At 67.0% G+C, this 15,909-nt stretch carries 23 protein-coding genes; 4 read left to right on the top strand and 19 right to left on the bottom strand.

The genetic code is table 11. The features are described from left to right. The first annotated feature begins 65 nt into the window (after nt 1-65). Nucleotides 66-833, top strand: coding sequence for a CAF17-like 4Fe-4S cluster assembly/insertion protein YgfZ (ygfZ, locus tag GRI99_RS06560; RefSeq protein WP_160771232.1), 768 nt, complete (start codon nt 66-68; stop codon nt 831-833). On the opposite strand, the gene GRI99_RS06555 is transcribed toward ygfZ, so the two are convergent. Continuing rightward, nucleotides 830-1,426 (bottom strand): TetR/AcrR family transcriptional regulator, encoded by a 597-nt coding sequence (locus GRI99_RS06555; RefSeq protein ID WP_160771231.1) that lies wholly within the window; start codon nt 1,424-1,426, stop codon nt 830-832. The genes ygfZ and GRI99_RS06555 overlap by 4 nt on opposite strands. A gap of 28 nt (nt 1,427-1,454) precedes the next feature. Between GRI99_RS06555 and GRI99_RS06550 the strand changes: the two genes are divergently transcribed. Then, nucleotides 1,455-2,294, top strand: a complete 840-nt coding sequence (locus tag GRI99_RS06550; protein WP_160771230.1) for a metal-dependent hydrolase — start codon at nt 1,455-1,457, stop codon at nt 2,292-2,294. 6 nt (nt 2,295-2,300) lie between these two features. Here GRI99_RS06550 and GRI99_RS06545 read toward each other — a convergent pair whose 3' ends face one another. From GRI99_RS06545 to rplU, 3 genes are all read right to left on the bottom strand, one after another. Continuing rightward, nucleotides 2,301-2,870, bottom strand: coding sequence for a GNAT family N-acetyltransferase (locus GRI99_RS06545; RefSeq protein ID WP_160771229.1), 570 nt, complete (start codon nt 2,868-2,870; stop codon nt 2,301-2,303). 178 nt (nt 2,871-3,048) lie between these two features. Further along, nucleotides 3,049-3,318 (bottom strand): 50S ribosomal protein L27, encoded by a 270-nt coding sequence (rpmA, locus tag GRI99_RS06540; RefSeq protein WP_160771228.1) that lies wholly within the window; start codon nt 3,316-3,318, stop codon nt 3,049-3,051. A gap of 56 nt (nt 3,319-3,374) precedes the next feature. Next, on the bottom strand, nt 3,375-3,794 hold the full coding sequence (gene rplU, locus GRI99_RS06535) for a 50S ribosomal protein L21 (RefSeq protein WP_160771227.1): 420 nt from the start codon (nt 3,792-3,794) through the stop codon (nt 3,375-3,377). A gap of 247 nt (nt 3,795-4,041) precedes the next feature. Here rplU and GRI99_RS06530 point away from each other — a divergent pair, with 247 nt between their 5' ends. Then, nucleotides 4,042-4,548, top strand: a complete 507-nt coding sequence (locus GRI99_RS06530; protein ID WP_160771226.1) for a hypothetical protein — start codon at nt 4,042-4,044, stop codon at nt 4,546-4,548. Between the two features lie 98 nt (nt 4,549-4,646). Here GRI99_RS06530 and GRI99_RS06525 read toward each other — a convergent pair whose 3' ends face one another. From GRI99_RS06525 to GRI99_RS06500, 6 genes are all read right to left on the bottom strand, one after another. After that, nucleotides 4,647-5,081 carry a hypothetical protein gene (locus tag GRI99_RS06525; RefSeq protein ID WP_160771225.1) on the bottom strand — a complete coding sequence of 145 codons (435 nt, stop codon included), beginning with the start codon at nt 5,079-5,081 and terminating at the stop codon, nt 4,647-4,649. A 92-nt stretch (nt 5,082-5,173) separates the two neighbouring features. Further along, complete coding sequence (locus tag GRI99_RS06520; RefSeq protein WP_160771224.1) at nt 5,174-5,620, bottom strand: molybdenum cofactor biosynthesis protein MoaE; 447 nt, start codon at nt 5,618-5,620, stop codon at nt 5,174-5,176. A gap of 1 nt (nt 5,621) precedes the next feature. Next, on the bottom strand, nt 5,622-5,864 hold the full coding sequence (locus GRI99_RS06515; protein ID WP_160771223.1) for a MoaD/ThiS family protein: 243 nt from the start codon (nt 5,862-5,864) through the stop codon (nt 5,622-5,624). 1 nt (nt 5,865) lies between these two features. Further along, on the bottom strand, nt 5,866-6,867 hold the full coding sequence (gene moaA, locus GRI99_RS06510) for a GTP 3',8-cyclase MoaA (protein WP_160771222.1): 1,002 nt from the start codon (nt 6,865-6,867) through the stop codon (nt 5,866-5,868). Between the two features lie 4 nt (nt 6,868-6,871). Further along, nucleotides 6,872-7,177, bottom strand: a complete 306-nt coding sequence (locus tag GRI99_RS06505; RefSeq protein ID WP_337192884.1) for a Rossmann fold domain-containing protein — start codon at nt 7,175-7,177, stop codon at nt 6,872-6,874. A 20-nt stretch (nt 7,178-7,197) separates the two neighbouring features. Continuing rightward, nucleotides 7,198-7,566: a dihydroneopterin aldolase gene (locus tag GRI99_RS06500; protein WP_160771220.1), complete on the bottom strand. Its 369-nt coding sequence runs from the start codon at nt 7,564-7,566 to the stop codon at nt 7,198-7,200. Nucleotides 7,567-7,683: 117 nt separating this feature from the next. Here GRI99_RS06500 and GRI99_RS06495 point away from each other — a divergent pair, with 117 nt between their 5' ends. Next, nucleotides 7,684-8,493, top strand: coding sequence for a DUF1499 domain-containing protein (locus tag GRI99_RS06495; protein WP_160771219.1), 810 nt, complete (start codon nt 7,684-7,686; stop codon nt 8,491-8,493). A 113-nt stretch (nt 8,494-8,606) separates the two neighbouring features. On the opposite strand, the gene GRI99_RS06490 is transcribed toward GRI99_RS06495, so the two are convergent. From GRI99_RS06490 to GRI99_RS06455, 9 genes are all read right to left on the bottom strand, one after another. Further along, a complete protein-coding gene (locus GRI99_RS06490) occupies nt 8,607-9,842 on the bottom strand; it encodes a hypothetical protein (RefSeq protein ID WP_160771218.1) in 1,236 nt (411 codons plus the stop codon). A 126-nt stretch (nt 9,843-9,968) separates the two neighbouring features. Then, nucleotides 9,969-10,871 (bottom strand): class I SAM-dependent methyltransferase, encoded by a 903-nt coding sequence (locus GRI99_RS06485; RefSeq protein WP_160771217.1) that lies wholly within the window; start codon nt 10,869-10,871, stop codon nt 9,969-9,971. Continuing rightward, nucleotides 10,871-12,271 carry a threonine synthase gene (thrC, locus tag GRI99_RS06480; RefSeq protein WP_160771216.1) on the bottom strand — a complete coding sequence of 467 codons (1,401 nt, stop codon included), beginning with the start codon at nt 12,269-12,271 and terminating at the stop codon, nt 10,871-10,873. The genes GRI99_RS06485 and thrC overlap by 1 nt, the downstream gene beginning before the upstream one ends. 47 nt (nt 12,272-12,318) lie before the next feature. Further along, entirely contained in the window at nt 12,319-12,924 is a 606-nt protein-coding gene (locus tag GRI99_RS06475; RefSeq protein WP_160771215.1) for an SURF1 family cytochrome oxidase biogenesis protein, read from the bottom strand. Further along, nucleotides 12,924-13,319 (bottom strand): DUF983 domain-containing protein, encoded by a 396-nt coding sequence (locus GRI99_RS06470; protein ID WP_160771214.1) that lies wholly within the window; start codon nt 13,317-13,319, stop codon nt 12,924-12,926. Before GRI99_RS06470 ends, GRI99_RS06475 begins: the two co-directional genes overlap by 1 nt. Before the next feature lie 9 nt (nt 13,320-13,328). Then, a complete protein-coding gene (locus GRI99_RS06465) occupies nt 13,329-14,195 on the bottom strand; it encodes a cytochrome c oxidase subunit 3 (protein WP_160771213.1) in 867 nt (288 codons plus the stop codon). 65 nt (nt 14,196-14,260) lie between these two features. Further along, a complete protein-coding gene (locus GRI99_RS06460) occupies nt 14,261-14,830 on the bottom strand; it encodes a cytochrome c oxidase assembly protein (RefSeq protein WP_160771212.1) in 570 nt (189 codons plus the stop codon). Then, complete coding sequence (locus GRI99_RS18850; RefSeq protein ID WP_272917388.1) at nt 14,830-14,952, bottom strand: cytochrome c oxidase system small membrane protein; 123 nt, start codon at nt 14,950-14,952, stop codon at nt 14,830-14,832. The genes GRI99_RS06460 and GRI99_RS18850 overlap by 1 nt, the downstream gene beginning before the upstream one ends. Next, a complete protein-coding gene (locus GRI99_RS06455; RefSeq protein WP_160771211.1) occupies nt 14,949-15,857 on the bottom strand; it encodes a heme o synthase in 909 nt (302 codons plus the stop codon). Before GRI99_RS06455 ends, GRI99_RS18850 begins: the two co-directional genes overlap by 4 nt. Between the last annotated feature and the right edge of the window lie 52 nt (nt 15,858-15,909).

Genomic DNA, 15,909 nt, shown 5'->3' with positions numbered 1-15,909 from the left:
GACAGTCCCCGATTTAAGGCCTTGCCGCGCTTGATTTGGCGGGCGCACCTGCCACCTTGGCAGGCATGAGCCGCCCCCTCCTGAAGCGCGCCCTGGTGCGCATCGTCCCGCTTGATCCGTCCGAAGATGCCGTGGCCTTCCTGCAGGGCCTGGTAACCAACGATGTTGCCGCGCTGAAGCCGGGTTACTGCGTCTATGCCGGGCTGCTGACGGCGCAGGGCAAAACGCTGTTCGACCTGTTCGTGTGGCCGCTGGAAACGCCCAATGGCCCCGGCCTGCTGCTGGATTGCGAGGCGCAGCTGGCCGATGAACTGGTAGCCACGCTCAGCAAATATCGCTTGCGCCGCAAGCTGGAGATCGCGGTGGAGCCCAATGCCCACGTTTCCTGGGCGCGGCCGGAAACCGAGGAGGAAGAGGCCAAGGGCACCGATCCGCGCCTGCCTGAGCTTGGCTTCCGCTCGCTGTTGCACCTGCCCCCAACCGGCGAAGGCATCGATGACGAATACCTCGCCCACCGGCTGGCGCTGGGCGTGCCCGAAGGCCGCGCCGAAATGGGTGACCTGCTGTGGCTGGAAACCAACGCGGGCGAACTGAACGGCGTCAGCTTCACCAAGGGCTGCTATATCGGGCAGGAAAACACCGCGCGGATGAACTGGCGCAGCAAGGTGAACCGGCGGCTGGTGGTGGTGCCGCTGGCGTTCTCCAACCCTGAGCGCAACAAGGCGATCTATCGCGACCTCGAGCTGGCGGTGGATCACCTGCGGGTGGAGGATATTCCCGCCGGGGTGCTGCCGCACTGGGTGACGCGGGGGGCGGAGGGCGAGAGCGCCTAACCCCGCCCCTGCATCTTCGCCAGCGAGGCCAGCACCATCGCGGTCGCCCGCTCGCGGCCTGTGGCCCGATCCACCTTTAGTGATTCGGCCAGCCGCTCGCCCATCAAGGCATCGCCCAGCGCCAGCAGCACCAGCGTATAGGTCGCCTCATGCATCGTGCGGTCGGCGCTGTGGCCGCCTTCGGCCGGGTGCAGTTCATCCACCAGTTGATGGATCGTCTCCACGATCGGGTCCAGCGCGTCCTCGTTGCCGGACAGCAGCATCCAGCTTGCCAGCGCGCCGCCACCTTCCTTGTCGAAGGCATCGAAGGCCAGGTCCACCGCCTGGCGCTGGGTACTCTTGCCGGTCCGCTCGCCGCGCACCGCCTCGCCGATGGCATCGCACACCGTACCGGCGATGTGGGCGGCCAGCGCTTTCTGCAGGCCCGATGCCGAGCCGAAGTGGTGCAGCAGGTTGGCGTGGGTGCGCCCGATCCGCGCCGCCACGGCCTTCAGCGTAACCGCCTGCGGCCCCGCCTCCATCAGCAATTGGCGCGCTGCCTCCAGCGCGGCCGCGCGGCTTTCCTCGGGGCTAAGTCTGCGCCTTATTGACATCTATGTCAGTTAAATCCATATCGACCACATGACAGCAGCCATCCATGCCGACCTACGGGCAGCCGCCAGTCCCCGCAAGCCATCTGGCCTGACCGTGCGCGACCGGCGCTTCCGACGGGAGGGGGCCGAGCGCCACTGGCTGGACGGCGATCCTGTTGCCACCGCCTGGTTCACCGCCCTTTCCGCCAGCTTCCCGCGCGGCGAGGCGATGTTCATCGATGCGGTGAAAGCCCATCGTGATGGCGTGCCGCCTGTGCTGGCGGAGGAGATTCGCGATTTTATCCGCCAGGAAGTGAACCACAGCCGCGAGCACCTGGCCTTCAACCGCGCGGCGGTGGAGGCCGGCTATGCCCTGGCCGCCATCGATGCCCGCGTGGCCGCGCTGGTGGCGATGACGCAAAGCCTGCCGCCGCTGGTACAACTGACCATCACTTGCGCGCTGGAGCATTTCACGGCGATCTTCGCGCACCAGTTCCTGGCCCACCCCGACCATTTCGGCACGGCAGACGAGGAGACGGTGGCCCTGTGGCAATGGCATGCGGTGGAGGAGATCGAGCACAAGGCGGTGGCCTTCGATACCTGGGTCCACGCCACCCGCAGCCTGCCACCCTTCCGCCGCTGGCTGATGCGCGCGGTGGTAATGGGCGATGTGACCTGCCGCTTCCTGCGCAACCGCTGGATCGACGCGCTGGAACTGCTGGCGCAGGATGGCATCACCGGCTGGCGCGCCCGCTGGCGGCTGGCGGCCTACCTGTGGGGCAGGCCCGGCATCCTGCGCCGCACCTTCCCCGCGTGGGCGACCTGGTTCAGGCCCGGGTTCCACCCATGGCAGGTGGATGACCGGGCGCTGATCCAGTCGGCGCGCTAGGGCCGTTCACGCCGGTTTGCGCACGTCTTCGCGGCAACCGTCCATGTCGCCTTCCGGCTCTCCGCCACCAAGGTCGATCGCATAGCGCCGCGCGAGCACCAGTTGCCCGCCCCGGCCCAGGGCATGGGTGGGGCGAACCTCGCCCGTCTCCACGAAACCGGCCTTGCGCAGCACCGCGCCGCTGGCGGGATTGTCCAGGTAATGCCCGGCTTCCACCCGCCGCACGCCCAGCGCCCGTGCCATCTGCAGCACCCCGTGCAAGGCCTCGGTAGCATAGCCCTGCCCGCGATAGCCACGCGCGATCCAATAGCCGACTTCCGGCACCTCCGCCCCGCAGTCCAGTCCGATCTGCCCGATCAGCGGTGCGCCGTCATGCCCCGGCAGGGCTATTGCCAGCCGCAGGTCCTGCGGATCGCGCGCGGCGGAGCAATAGTCCTGCGCGTCTTCCGGCATGTAGGGCCACGGAGCACGGGCCAGCATCCGCACCACGCCGGCATCGTTGATGCCACGGTAAACCTCGCGCCAGTCCTCCGGGAACGGGGGGCGCAGGAACAGTCTCTGCGTGCGGTGGAACATGGGTCTTCTCCTGGCTCAGGCCCCCGGCGCGGCTCCTACTCACCCCGGATGACATTGATGTTGCGAAGGAGAATCAAAAAAGGAGACGGGGCTGGCCCCATCTCCTTCTGAAAGCTTCCGGTCTTGCGAAGCCGGAAAGGGCCATCCCGGTGGATGACCCCATCATCGAGTCATCCGGTTATTCAGCAGCCTCGGCCGGCATGTCCACGGCGACGTACTGGCGGCCCAGCTTGCCAATGTGGAAGCGCACACGACCGGCCACCAGGGCAAACAGGGTGTGATCCTTGCCGATGCCCACGTTGGCGCCCGGGTAGAACTTGGTGCCGCGCTGACGCACGAGGATGTTGCCGCCGATCACTTCCTGGCCGCCGAACTTCTTCACGCCAAGACGACGGCCGGCCGAATCACGACCGTTACGCGAAGAACCGCCTGCTTTCTTGTGTGCCATGACGTACTACTCCGTATTCTGACCGGCGGGCATCAGCCGCGCACCGGGGTAAACTGTTACTCTGCAGCGGCCTTCTTGGCTGCCGGCTTCTTGGCGGCGGGCTTCTTGGCCGGGGCCTTCTCGGCAGCCGGAGCAGCCTCAACCTCGGCAGCAGCCTTCTTCGGCGCAGCCTTCTTGGCCTCGCCCACGCCGGTGATGCGCAACAGGGTCATCTGCTGGCGGTGGCCGTTCTTGCGGCGATAGTTGTGCCGGCGGCGCTTCTTGAACACGATGACCTTCTCGGTCTTCGCCTGGGCAATGATCTCGGCCGAGACGGTCACCTTCGACACGTCAGCCAGATCGCCGCCTTCGCCGGCCAGCAGGACATCGCCCAGGGTGATCGAATCGCCGGCTTCACCCGCCAGCTTCTCGACCGCGATCTTGTCTCCTTCGGCAACGCGATACTGCTTGCCGCCCGTGCGCACGACTGCGAACATGGTGCTCTCTTTTCGTTTCGTCTGGTGTCACGGCCTTGGGGCGGACCCCGCAACAATGACAAAAAAGGCGCCCACAAGGGCACCGCCAAGTGGGGCGCCGATACGTGAGGTGGCCCCTCCTGTCAACCGGCGAGAGGGGCAATTTGTGCCGCATTCCGCCGATTACCAGCCCCAAATCCAGTGCCCTGGCCCTCTCCGGCGCAGCCAAGCTGGCCAGACGGTTGCCGCAGGGCTAAGGCCCTGGGCGATGAATCGCCTTTTCGCCACCGTCCTCGCCCTTGTTCCTGCCGCGCTGGCCCTGGGCGGCTGCGCCTCCAGTTCGGGCGACTATCCCAGCCTGGCGATTCGCGATGCCGAACGGGTGTCGGGCACCATCGCCGCCCCGGCCACGCCCGCAGCACCCCCGCCCCCGGCCCCGGCAGCCGCCGATCTGGCAGCCCTGCTGGCCACCATCCGTGAAGGGCATGATCGCTTCACTGGACAAGCTCCTGCTGCCAACCGTGCTGTCTCCGCCGCGCGGGGCGCTGGCGTGGGAACGGATGCGTGGTCTGTGGCGCAGGTTGCCGTCGCCAATCTGGAGGCCCAGCGCAGCCAGGTGATGATCGCGCTGGCGGACCTTGACCGGATCTATGCCTCGGCCGCAATCGAAGGGGCCGACGTTACCGCCACCGCAGCGGCACTGGCGCAGGCCAACGCGCTGGTGGAACAGGAAAACGCCGAGATTGACCGCCTGCTGGGCGCGCTCGCCAACTAGATCCCGGCTCCGGAAACGTGTTGCGCGGGACCGGCCGAAACCGATCCCGCGCATTTACGGGGCACGATGTGGGTAAACCCGCTTCGCGTGCCGTGGGTTTACCGCACGAAGGCGGCAATGGTCACAACCGCCAGACCCCAGACGACGATCAGTGCCGGGAGGATCAGTACCTGCACTGTGGCTTCGCCTGCGGTGTTGTGCCCCGTAAGGGTGTTGATGCCGTCCCGCTGGAAACGGCTGTTGCTCTTGGCCTTGGCCGTCTTTGCCGGGTCCATGCTGACCCAGATCGTCGGCACGCCGAAACCGGCGATTATGAAGAAGGTGAAGATCGCCATCGGCAGGATCAGGCCGGGATTGCCGAACGCTGCCGCCGTGATGCCCAGGAACGCGAGGTAGCAGGCAACCGTGCCGGCATAGAGCGCAGGCGGCAGCTCGAACGTGCGGTCAACCTGGTGCGCCGCCGCAGTGGCGGGCATCTGCGCATGCACATCGGCCTGGGCGGCGATGGCTTCGCGGTTCAGTTTCTGGGCCATGATCCAATTCCTTCCGATCCAACTCGTGAAGGAAGAAATGCGGCGAATCGGGCGTAGCCGCCTTGATTTGGATCAAAGGCTGACGGGGAATTTCAGCCCCAGCGGGACAGGTCGGAATGGTCCTGTGCGCGCGGTTCGATCCAGGTCCAGTGCACGCCGCGCAGCTCGCGCTTCCAGAACCACGAATCGGACTTCAGGTGATCCATCGCGAAATCGACCGCCTCGATCGCTTCACGTCGGTGCCGGCCAGCGGCGGCGACCAGAACGATGGGATCGCCGGGGTGCATGATCCCCGCGCGGTGGATGATCAGCAGGCCCGCCACCCCGAAGCGTGCCAGCGCCTCGTCGGCGAGGGCCTCCATGCCGGGCAGGGTCATGGCTTCATAGTGGAGCAGCTCCAGCGCCTCCACGTCGCCGTCCAGCCGCACGGCGCCGATGAACGAGCACAGGCCGCCGAACCCGCGATGGGCAGCGCCGAAGGCGGCGATCTCGGTTGCCGGATCGAAAGGCGTGGTCAACAGGCGCACATCGCGGGACATGTCAGCCGCCGGAAACGGGCGGCAACAGCGCCACCTCGTCACCCTCGCCTGCCTGCAGCGTGGTCTTGTCAGCCAGCAGCGCGCCGTTGACGGCAATCCGGGTGCGATCCTGCCGGGCTGCCTCGCCCAGCGGTCCGGGCAGCGCGGCCAGCAGGCCGGCCCAGTCAAGTGGTGCGGAAACCTCGCGCTCGCCCACGCCGGCCAGGTCGGCCAGCTTGCCGAGGAAGACCAGCCTGACCGCCATGTCAGCCGCCCGTCATCGACATATGGCGCGGCTGGGCAGGCCCCTCCCCCGCGCCGATGCGGAAATGGTGGCGTTCCGGCTTGATCCGCATTGCCTCGTCGAGCGCGGCGGACAGGTTGCCGTCCGGGTCATCAGAGCGGAGCGCGGCGCGCAGGTCCACCTTTTCCGCCCCGCCCAGGCAGGCGTAGAGCTCGCCCGTGGCGGTCACCCGCACGCGGTTGCAACTGGCGCAGAAATTGCTGGTGAGCGGGGTGATGAAGCCCAGCAGGCCGCCGGTCTCGGCCACGCGGACATAGCGTGACGGGCCGCCGGTGCGGTGGTCGCTGTCTTCCAGCGTAAAGCGCTGTTCCAGCACATCGCGCACTGCGGGCAGCGGCAGGTAGTGGTCCACCCGGTCCCCCTCCACCTCGCCCAGCGGCATCACCTCGATCAGCGTCATGTCATGGCCCTGGGCATGCGCCCATTCGACCAGGAAGGGGATTTCCGCCTCGTTCAGCCCCTTCAGCGCCACGGTGTTGATCTTGACCTTCAGGCCCGCATCCTTCGCGGCGGCAATGCCCTGCAGCACAGCGCCCAGCTTGTCGCGGCGGGAGAGTTCGCGGAACAGGCCGGCATCCAGCGTATCCAGGCTGACGTTGATCCGCTTCACCCCCGCAGCGGCGATCTGCCCGGCGAATTCAGCCAGCCGGGTGCCGTTGGTGGTCAGCGTCAACTCGTCCAGCCCGTCGCCCAGCTTGCGGCCCAGCGCGGCGATCAGGTCCACCATGTCGCGCCGCACCAGCGGCTCGCCGCCGGTCAGACGGATCTTGCTGATGCCGCGATCGATCATGCCCAGCGCCAGCTTGTGCAGTTCTTCCAGGCTGAGCACGTCCTTCTTGGGCAGGAACTCCATCCGCTCAGGCATGCAATAGGTGCAGCGCAGGTCACACCGGTCGGTCACCGACAGGCGCAGGTAGGTTACCCGGCGGTTGAAGGCATCGACCAAGGGCTTGGAGCAGGACATGGGCCTAATCTAGGGACGCTTGCGCGCTATTGCCATCAAGTTCGAAGATCTGCCCGGTCACGCCCGGCGCATCGGCCAGATAGGCAAGCACGGTTGCCAGCGCCGCCGCATCCCCGTCGATCACGGCATTGACCCGCGCGGCGGGAGCAGCGTCGCGGGCCAGGTCGCGCACGGCGGCAAGGCGCCAGTCCTTGTGCGCAGTGCCGGCGGGCGGGAACACCAGCACGAGATCACCCGCATCCGGCGTGGTTGGCGGATTGGCGTAAAAGGCCGCGGCGGCGGCTTGCGGATCGGCCGGAAGGCTTTCCACCCTCACTACCGCCTGCCCCATCAGCGGCGATTCCGTGTGAGGGTGATGCCGATCTTCTCGTCCGCCTCGCTAAGCGCCAGCTTGACGATCTTCACGCTGACCTGCTCAACCCGGGCATCCTGCAGGAACAGCGTTTCGGCCACGTGATCGGCCACGGCCTCGATCAGCTTGTAGTGCGTGGTGCCCAGCGCATCCGAACAGGCAAACTTCAGGTCCATGTAGTTCTTGGACGCTTCCAGCGGCGTGTCGGGATCATAATGATCCTCCACCGCCAGGCGCACTTGCACGGTGAACTGCAAGGGCTGCGGCTGGCCGGTCTCTTCGGAATAGATGCCGGTATGCACCTGGTGCACGAAATCTGCCAGTTCGAGGATGAGGCTGTCGGCCATGCGCGCCCGATGGCAGCATGAATGGCGCTTGGCAAGCACCTGCCCTCAGGACCCGGTTGACCTTGTCCGGCGTTTGTGACCTTCTTGACGCTCGAAAACAGGGAAGGATCACCACTGATGGCCACCACCCCCGAAGACCTGCCGCCGGTCGCTCCGGCAGAGCCGATGACCGAACTGGCGCCCGAGCCCGCCAGGCCCGCCCCGCGCTGGCCCGGCTGGATCGGCAACTTCGCGCTGGGCGGGGCAATCCTGGCCGTGGTGATCGGCGTGGGCGCGCTAACGCTGGCCCGGTACGACCTGATCGACAAGCTGACCGGCTTCATCACCTTCATGTCGATGATGGTGCCTGCGGGCGTGATCGCGGTGATTGCCCTGGTGGGGCTGATCGTGGCCCGCAGGAAGCAGGTTTCCGGCATCACGTCCGGCCTTGGCCTGCTGGTGGCGCTGGTCTTGCTGGGGGCCATGTATTTCGCGGTGATCCGCCCGGCAGGGGCCGCCCCGGCGCTGCATGACATCACCACCAATGTCGACAATCCGCCGCAGTTCGCCACCCTGCCGTTGCGCGAGGACAACCTGATCCCGTTCAACAGCATCGAGGAATGGCGCGCCGCGCACCGCCAGGGTTATCCGGACATCCAGCCGGTGCTGATCAACAAGAATGCGAGCCAGGTGCTGGCCGATGCCCGCGCCCTGGCCGAAAGCAAGGGTTGGGAAATCGCCAATGTCGACCAGCAGAACCTGCAGATCGAGGCGACCGCCTATGCCGGCTACCTGCGCTTCCGCGATGACGTGATCATCAAGGTCTCGCCCGTGGTCGACGGGTCAAGCCGGGTGGACATGCGCAGCGTCAGCCGCGTGGGCCTGTCGGACCTGGGCTATAACGCCGCGCGCATCCGCGAATTCCTCGGCGAACTGCAGGCGCAGTAGGAAGCCAGTTCGGGCTATCAGACCACCCGCCGCCCCGCCCGGCCACCATAGCCTAATGGGATCATTGGTGGCCGGGCGGGGCGGCGGGTGGTCTGCACCTCGGAGGATGAGCCTTACTCGCAGAGCCCCGCTGCCCGTTCTGCCATCCCGCGCAAGCCACCTCGGCAGCGCGGCTTGGCGGGCGGCTGCTCGGGGGCACTCTCGGCCTGCTCTCCCCGACCGCTACCCAGCCCCATGTCCATTCCGGGGATGACCATGGCCATCGAGCGGAAGCGGACGCGGGCGATCCATTCGGGCCGCCAGCTTGCGGGCGCGTTGCGCGGGCGCTCCGGATACGAGAAATCCTGCTGCGGGCCATAGGCATAGAGGCTGGTCATCAGCGCCTCGCCCCCGGCCTGCTTCACCTCTGCCGGGATCACGCATTCGGTGGTGCCGGGTGCCATCAGCGTGCCGGCGCGGACATATTGCGCGGCGGCAGAGGGCGAGATCCAGCTTGCCATCGGCCCGCCAAAGGCCTGCGTGCGGCTGCTGGCCCACCACACCATGTCACGATCATTCCCGTTAGCCCCTGCGCCCACGGCCCAGGCGTAATAGCCGGTGGCCTTGGTCAGGTTGGCCCAGGTTAGGCGCACGGCCCCGCTGGGCATGGCCGCGCCCGAGGGGTTGAGCGCGGGCATGAAGTCTTCCGCCAGGGTGAAGCTGATCTCCGGCGAATAGTTGCCCGCCACACGGTGCGCGCCGAGCAGCGAGCTGGAGGATGTGAGGCTGCGTGATTCGCGGGCGTTCGGCCAGTCGCCATAAGTGGTGCTGTTGCTGACCAGCACCTCCCAGTCGTCCGGCAGGTCCAGCCCGCTGGCATAAAGCCCGGCCGGCACTTCGCCCCGCGCCAGGCGGCTGAAATCGATGATCACCGGCTGGCCCGCCGGAGCGTGTTCGCCACAGCCCCAGAACAGCAGCAGCCGGCCGCGCGGCATTTCCTGCTGGCCGGGCGTGCCGGGTTCCGGCGTGCCGCGCGGGCTGGGCGTGGGCGTAACCAGCGGCACCGATGCGCCCAGCCCCGCCCCTTGCGGCATGAAGTGATCGGCAGCGGGATTACCCGTGGGCGAGCGGCTGGAACCCAGGCGCAGCACCAGTTCGTGCGCCACCTGGTCACCGCCGCGCATCATGTTCATGATACCGCCAAGGCCGCCGCCCCCGCCCGCCGTCATCGCCGCCATGCCCGACAGGGTCCCGGCATCCATGGTATAGCGGGCCACGGTCTGGCTGTTGTTCTGCGAAAGGGCCGGAACCAGCGCCACGGTAGCGGCGGCAGCAAGGGCGGTGACTGCAAGAAGGCGGCGTTTCAGCATCGGTCGGTCCCCCAAGGTGCCGGACGCCTGTGCCGACTCAGCGGCAGCGAAAACCGGCCAGTGCTAACAGCATATGCTTGTGGACGCGCGCCCGGAAGCGGCAATTGTCCGCGATCAAGCCGCGCCTCAGTCTTGCCGCCAGCGGGCGAAGATGGCGGTGGGCAGCAGGCGGCCGTCCGGCCCGTCCTCGCGCACGGCAAGATCCCCGTGTTCGACTGTGCCGGGCAGTCCCGCCAGCGCCTCGGCCAGCAGGCCGCCGATCGCCAGCGAGCTCATCCGCACGGCATAGACCGTCAGGAACAGGAAGCGGCTGTCGCCATCGAGCAGTTTCGCGCAGTCAGCCACCAGGCCGGGCAGGCTTTCTTCCAGCCGCCACATCTCGCCCTCCGGCCCGCGGCCGAACTTGGGCGGATCGAGGATGATCCCGTCATACCGCCTGCCACGGCGCACCTCGCGCGCGGTGAACTTCGCGGCATCGTCCACCAGCCAGCGGATCGGCCGGTCGGCCATGCCGGAAAGGGCAGCATTCTCGCGCGCCTGGGCGACCGATTTCTTGCTGGCATCGACGTGCGTGACCGGGCCGCACTGGCTGAGCGCCAGGCTGCCGACGCCGGTATAGCCGAACAGGTTGAGGCTGGTTGCATCGGGCTTGCCGGCCAGTTGCCCGCGCATCCAGTCCCACACCGGGGCCATGTCCGGGAAAAAACCGAGGTGGCGGAAGGGGGTGCACTGGGCAGTGAACTTCGCCTCGTTCCAGGCCAGCGGCCAGCCTTCGCGCGGGACCGGCTTGGCGAACTGCCACCTGCCGCCGCCGTCCTCGTCGCTGCCGGGGACGAACTCGCCATGCGCCTGCCAGTCAACCTGCCCCCCTGAGTTCATTCGGGGCATCCACATCGCCTGCGGTTCGGGGCGGATGAACCGGTAGGGGCCATAGCGTTCCAGCTTGCGGCCATGACCGCTGTCCACCAGGCCATAGTCGGCCCAGCCCTCGCCCGCCATGACCAGCGGTTGCAGGGCAAGCGTAACCATCAGCGGCTCTGCGTGCCGTGGCTTTCCACGAAGGCGGCCACAGCGGCATAGTCACCCGGCAATTCGGCATAGCTTTCCTGCCGCTCGAACAGGTCACCCATGCGCGCGGGCAGCGCGGGGCGGTGGCCGGTGGCCCGCTCCACCGCATCGCGGAACTTGGCGGGGTGCGCCGTCGCCAGCGTGACCACGGGCACGGCGGGATCGATCCCGGCCACCTGCGCGGCGTGCAGGCCGATGGCGGTGTGCGGATCGATGATCTCGCCGCAATGCTCCTCGGCCCAGGCCATCGCCCGGTTCATCTGCTCGCCATCGCAGCGCACCGATGTGAACAGCGCCGCCGCGCCTTCGCGCTGGGCGTTGGTCAGCTGCATGGCCTTGCTGCCTTCGAACCCGGCCATCTGCTCGGCAAGCGCCTTGCCATCGCGACCGCCCACATCGAACAGCAGGCGCTCAAAGTTGCTGGACACCTGGATGTCCATGCTGGGGGCGGCGGTGGGGGTTACGGTGCCTGCCGAATAGTCACCCGTGGACAGCGCGCGGTGGAGGATATCGTTGACGTTGGTGGCCACGATCAGCCGCTCGATCGGCAGGCCCATCTGAGCGGCCACATAGCCGGCAAACACATCGCCGAAATTGCCGGTGGGCACGCTGAAGGCCACCTTGCGGTCAGGCCCGCCCAGTTGCAGCGCGGCGGCGAAGTAATAGACCACCTGCGCCATCAGCCGCGCCCAGTTGATCGAGTTGACCGCGGTGATGCGGAAGCGATCGGTCATCGCCGCATCGTTGAACATGCGCTTCACCATCGCCTGGGCATCATCGAAGGTGCCTTCGATGGCAATGTTGTGGACGTTGGGGCTGAGCACCGTGGTCATCTGCCGGCGCTGCACATCGGACACGCGGCCGTTGGGGTGCAGCATGAAGATGTCGATCCGGTCACGCCCGGCCACGGCATCGATCGCCGCGCTGCCGGTGTCGCCGCTGGTGGCCCCCACGATGGTGAGGTGGGCATCGCTCTGCGCCAGGAAGTGCTCGAACAGGCGGCCCAGCAGTTGCAGCGCGACATCCTTGAACGCCAGCGTGGGGCCGTGGAACAGCTCCAGCAGCCACTGCTGCTGGTCGAACTGCTTGAGCGGAGTAACGGCGGCGTGGGCAAAGCGGCCATAGGCGCCGCTGCAAAGCTCGCGCAGCTCATCCTCGGTCAGGCTCGGCTGCACGAACGGCAGCATCACCTTCACCGCCAATTCCACATAGGAAAGACCCCGCATGGCGCGGATCTCGTCCGTGGTGAAGCGCGGCCACTCGCGCGGCACATAGAGGCCGCCGTCGCTGGCGAGGCCCGCCAGCGTAACCCCGGCAAAATCGAGCGCGGGGGCGTTCCCCCTGGTGGAGATGTATTCCATGAGGCGTGCGCCTAGCGCCAGCGGCGGCGTAGGGCAAGGATGGCGGGCTATTCGCCCTGCAGCGCAGCTTCCCCCGCCTTCCACCGGCGGCGCAGGGCCAGCCCGTAGATCAGCAGCGCGGTAAGGGCGAAGAAGAACCACTGGCCGGCGTAGGCCAGGTTCTTGCCCGGCTGGTCGCTGTCGGGAGCCGGCAAGGCGTTCGCCTCCATCCCGGCAAGCGGCGGATCGGCCACCAGAACCGAGGAGCCATCACGGTTCGGGGCGATGATGCCGGTCACGTCACCGCCAGCCCATGGTGGCGGATCGAGACGGCGCGACCAGCCGGCCTGGACCTGCACGGTCCCGCCATCGGCCGTGCGGCATTCGACGATCTGGACATAACCCGCCTCGCCGCTGGCGCTGGACCCGGCCGTGCCGCGCCAGTTGCCGGGGGATTGGCAGGCGATCATGCTGCGCCGGTAATGCGCGCTGTCGGGAACGACACCCGCGGGAAAGGCGATCGGCTGCGGATCGGCCGCCGCTGCGGCGTGTTGCGCCAGCTTGCGCTCCTCCTCGGCCATGCGGTCGAGCTGCCAGAAACCAAGGCGGATCATCACCGCCACCGCCGCCAGCACCACCAGCGTGGCAACAACCGGAATACGCTGCTTGCCCATCAGTCTTGCCGAAAGTCGCTGTTGATCACTTCGCGCGCATCGGCCCGGTATTCGCGGATCAGCAGCGCCGCCTTGCTGACGCGCAGGCCGCCCAGCACCAGGGCGGTAGTCAACGGCAGCCACAGGATCACATGGACCCACCACGCCGGCTCCAACGCCAGCTCCAGCCACAGCGCCAGGATCGTGACCAGCCCGCCCACGCCCAGCGTCAGGAATGCCGCTGGCCCGTCACCCACGTTGAATCGGCTGAAGTCGAGCCCGCAGGCCGTGCAGCGCGGGGCAAACGACGCCAGCCCGGAAAACAGGGTGCGCGCGCCGCAGCGCGGGCAGCAACCGAAAAGGGCAGCCGCACCAGTGGTGGGCTGCCCCTTCGATGTATCAGGTGCGTCAGTCACCCGCCGTCCTTAATGGATCGGAGCGCCCCAGCCGCCCCACACGTAGACGGCGACGAACAGGAACAGCCACACCACGTCCACGAAGTGCCAGTACCAGGCAGCCGCTTCGAAGCCGAAGTGCTGCTTGGGGGTGAAGTGGCCCTTGTAGGTGCGGAACAGGCACACCGCCAGGAAGATGGTGCCCACCAGCACGTGGAAGCCGTGGAACCCGGTCGCCATGTAGAAGGCGCTGGAATAGGCCACGCCGCCGAAAGCGAACGGCGCATGGCCGTATTCGTAGGCCTGGATGGCGGTGAACAGCACGCCCAGGGCAACCGTCAGCCACAGGCCCTTCTTCAGGCCATCGCGATCGCCGTGGATCAGGCTGTGGTGCGCCCAGGTGACCGTGGTGCCCGAGGTGAGCAGGATCAGCGTGTTGAGCAGCGGCAGGTCGAACGGGTCGAGCACGTGGATGCCGGCGTTGGGAAACACGCGCGCGGCGGCCTCCCCTTCCTGGCCCACAATGTTGGTCCACAGGCCGGCCGCCTCGTCATAGGTCAGCGGGGCAGGGAACAGCGAGAAATCGAACCACGACCAGAACCAGCCGACGAAGAACATCACTTCCGAAGCGATGAACAGGATCATGCCGTAGCGCAGGTGCAGCTGCACGACCGGGGTGTGATCGCCCGCTTCGGCTTCCTTCACGATGTTCGAGAACCAGGCGAAGAAAGTGGCGATCAGGCCGGCGATGCCCAGGCCCAGCACCAGGTGGGCATTGGCCATCTCGTGCATGAGCAGCACCATGCCGCTGGTAAAGACGAGGCCCGACATGGCACCGACGAGCGGCCAGATATCGGGGGGAAGAATGTGATAATCGTGGTTCTTGGCGCCGGCCATGATCTCAAGTCCTGGTTAGAGCTTTGCTGATGCCCTTAGAGGGCGAATTGCCGAGGGTCCAGAGCCTATGAAGGCTGTTTTGCACGGTGGAATGTGTAGGACAGCGTGATCTGCTGCACGCCCGCCATGTTGGGATCGTCCAGCATCGCCGGATCGACGAAATAGATCACCGGCATGCGCACTTCCTGACCCGGCCGCAGGGTCTGCTCGGTGAAGCAGAAGCACTGGATCTTGTTGAAGTAGCGCCCGGCCTGTTCCGGCTCCACGTTGAAGGTGGCAGTGCCGGTGATGGTTTCGGTGGAGGTGTTGCGCGCGGTGTAGATCGCCATGTCGCGCTGGCCGATGGCGATGCGGTCGGTCGCGTTCACCGGCTCGAACCGCCACGGCATGTCCATGCCGGTGTTGGCATCGAAACGGATGGAAATGTCGCGCACGCCGCCGCTGTTGGCCATCTGGGCGGCCAGGTCAGCCTCCTGCTCGGTGGCGACCTGGGTGGTGCCGCCAAAGCCGGCCACCTGGCAGAACAGACGATAGAGTGGCACGGCCGCAAAGCCGAGACCGAGCATCCCGGCGGCTGCGGCAAAGGCCCACAGCATGGTCCGGCGGTTGCGCTTTTGCAGGGTTATCGTGTTCATCACAGCATCTTCGCAATGGTAATGAAGTAGAACAGGACGACGAAGCCCCCCAGCACCAGGCCAAGGACGACGTTGCGGCTCTTGCGGCGGCGGACGAATTCCGCCTCTTCTTCGGGGGTCATGCCAATATCAACCGATCTGCAACCAGCGCCGCGAACAGCGCGAAAAGATAGAATACCGAATAGGCGAACAGCCGCTTTTCCGGCTTCATCGCATCCTCGGCTGCCGCCATGCGGGTGGCGACCGGCACGGCCAGCGCCACGAATGTGCCCGACAGCGCCAGCGCGGCAATACCGTAGATCGTCCCGGTGCCGCCGATTGCCCAGGGCAGCAGGCTGACCAGCAGCAGCGCTATCGAGTAGCCGAAGATCTGCCGCCGCGTGCTCTTCTCGCCCGCCACCACCGGCATCATCGGGATGCCCACCTTGGCGTAATCGGTCTGCACGAACAGCGCCAGGGCCCAGAAATGCGGCGGGGTCCAGATGAAGATGATGGCGAACAGCAGCACCGGCATAAGCGTGACATCGCCCGTCACCGCCACCCAGCCGATCAGCGGCGGAAAGGCCCCTGCCCCGCCGCCGATCACGATGTTCTGCGGTGTGCGCGGCTTCAGCCAGATGGTGTAGATCACCGCGTAGTAGAAAATCGACAGCGCCAGGATGGCCGCCGCCAACCAGCCCACGGCCAGGCCCATGATGCCGACGGACACTGCGGACAGCAGCACGCCGAAATCGCGCGCATCGTCCTTGCCCAGCCGGCCCATCGGCAGCGGGCGCCTGGCGGTGCGCTTCATGCCCTTGTCGAGGTCGGCCTCCCACCACTGGTTGAGCGCCGCTGCCCCGCCCGCGCCCAGCGCGATGCACAGGATGGCGGTGAAGCCGAGAACCGGGTTGATCGAACCCGGCGCTGCCAGCAGGCCGCACAGCCCGGTGAAGACCACCAGGCTGATGACCCGCGGCTTGGTGAGCGCGAAGAAATCGCGCCACTCGGCAGGCATTCTTACAGCGGGGGCGGCGGGGGCATCCATGACAGCGACTTTATCGATCCCTCTTGCAAGCGGGGGCGCAACCGGTGCCCGG

It is taken from the genome of Alteraurantiacibacter buctensis (assembly GCF_009827655.1).
In the GTDB taxonomy this organism is placed as follows: domain Bacteria; phylum Pseudomonadota; class Alphaproteobacteria; order Sphingomonadales; family Sphingomonadaceae; genus Alteraurantiacibacter; species Alteraurantiacibacter buctensis.
This window is presented reverse-complemented; position numbering and strand designations above follow the sequence as displayed.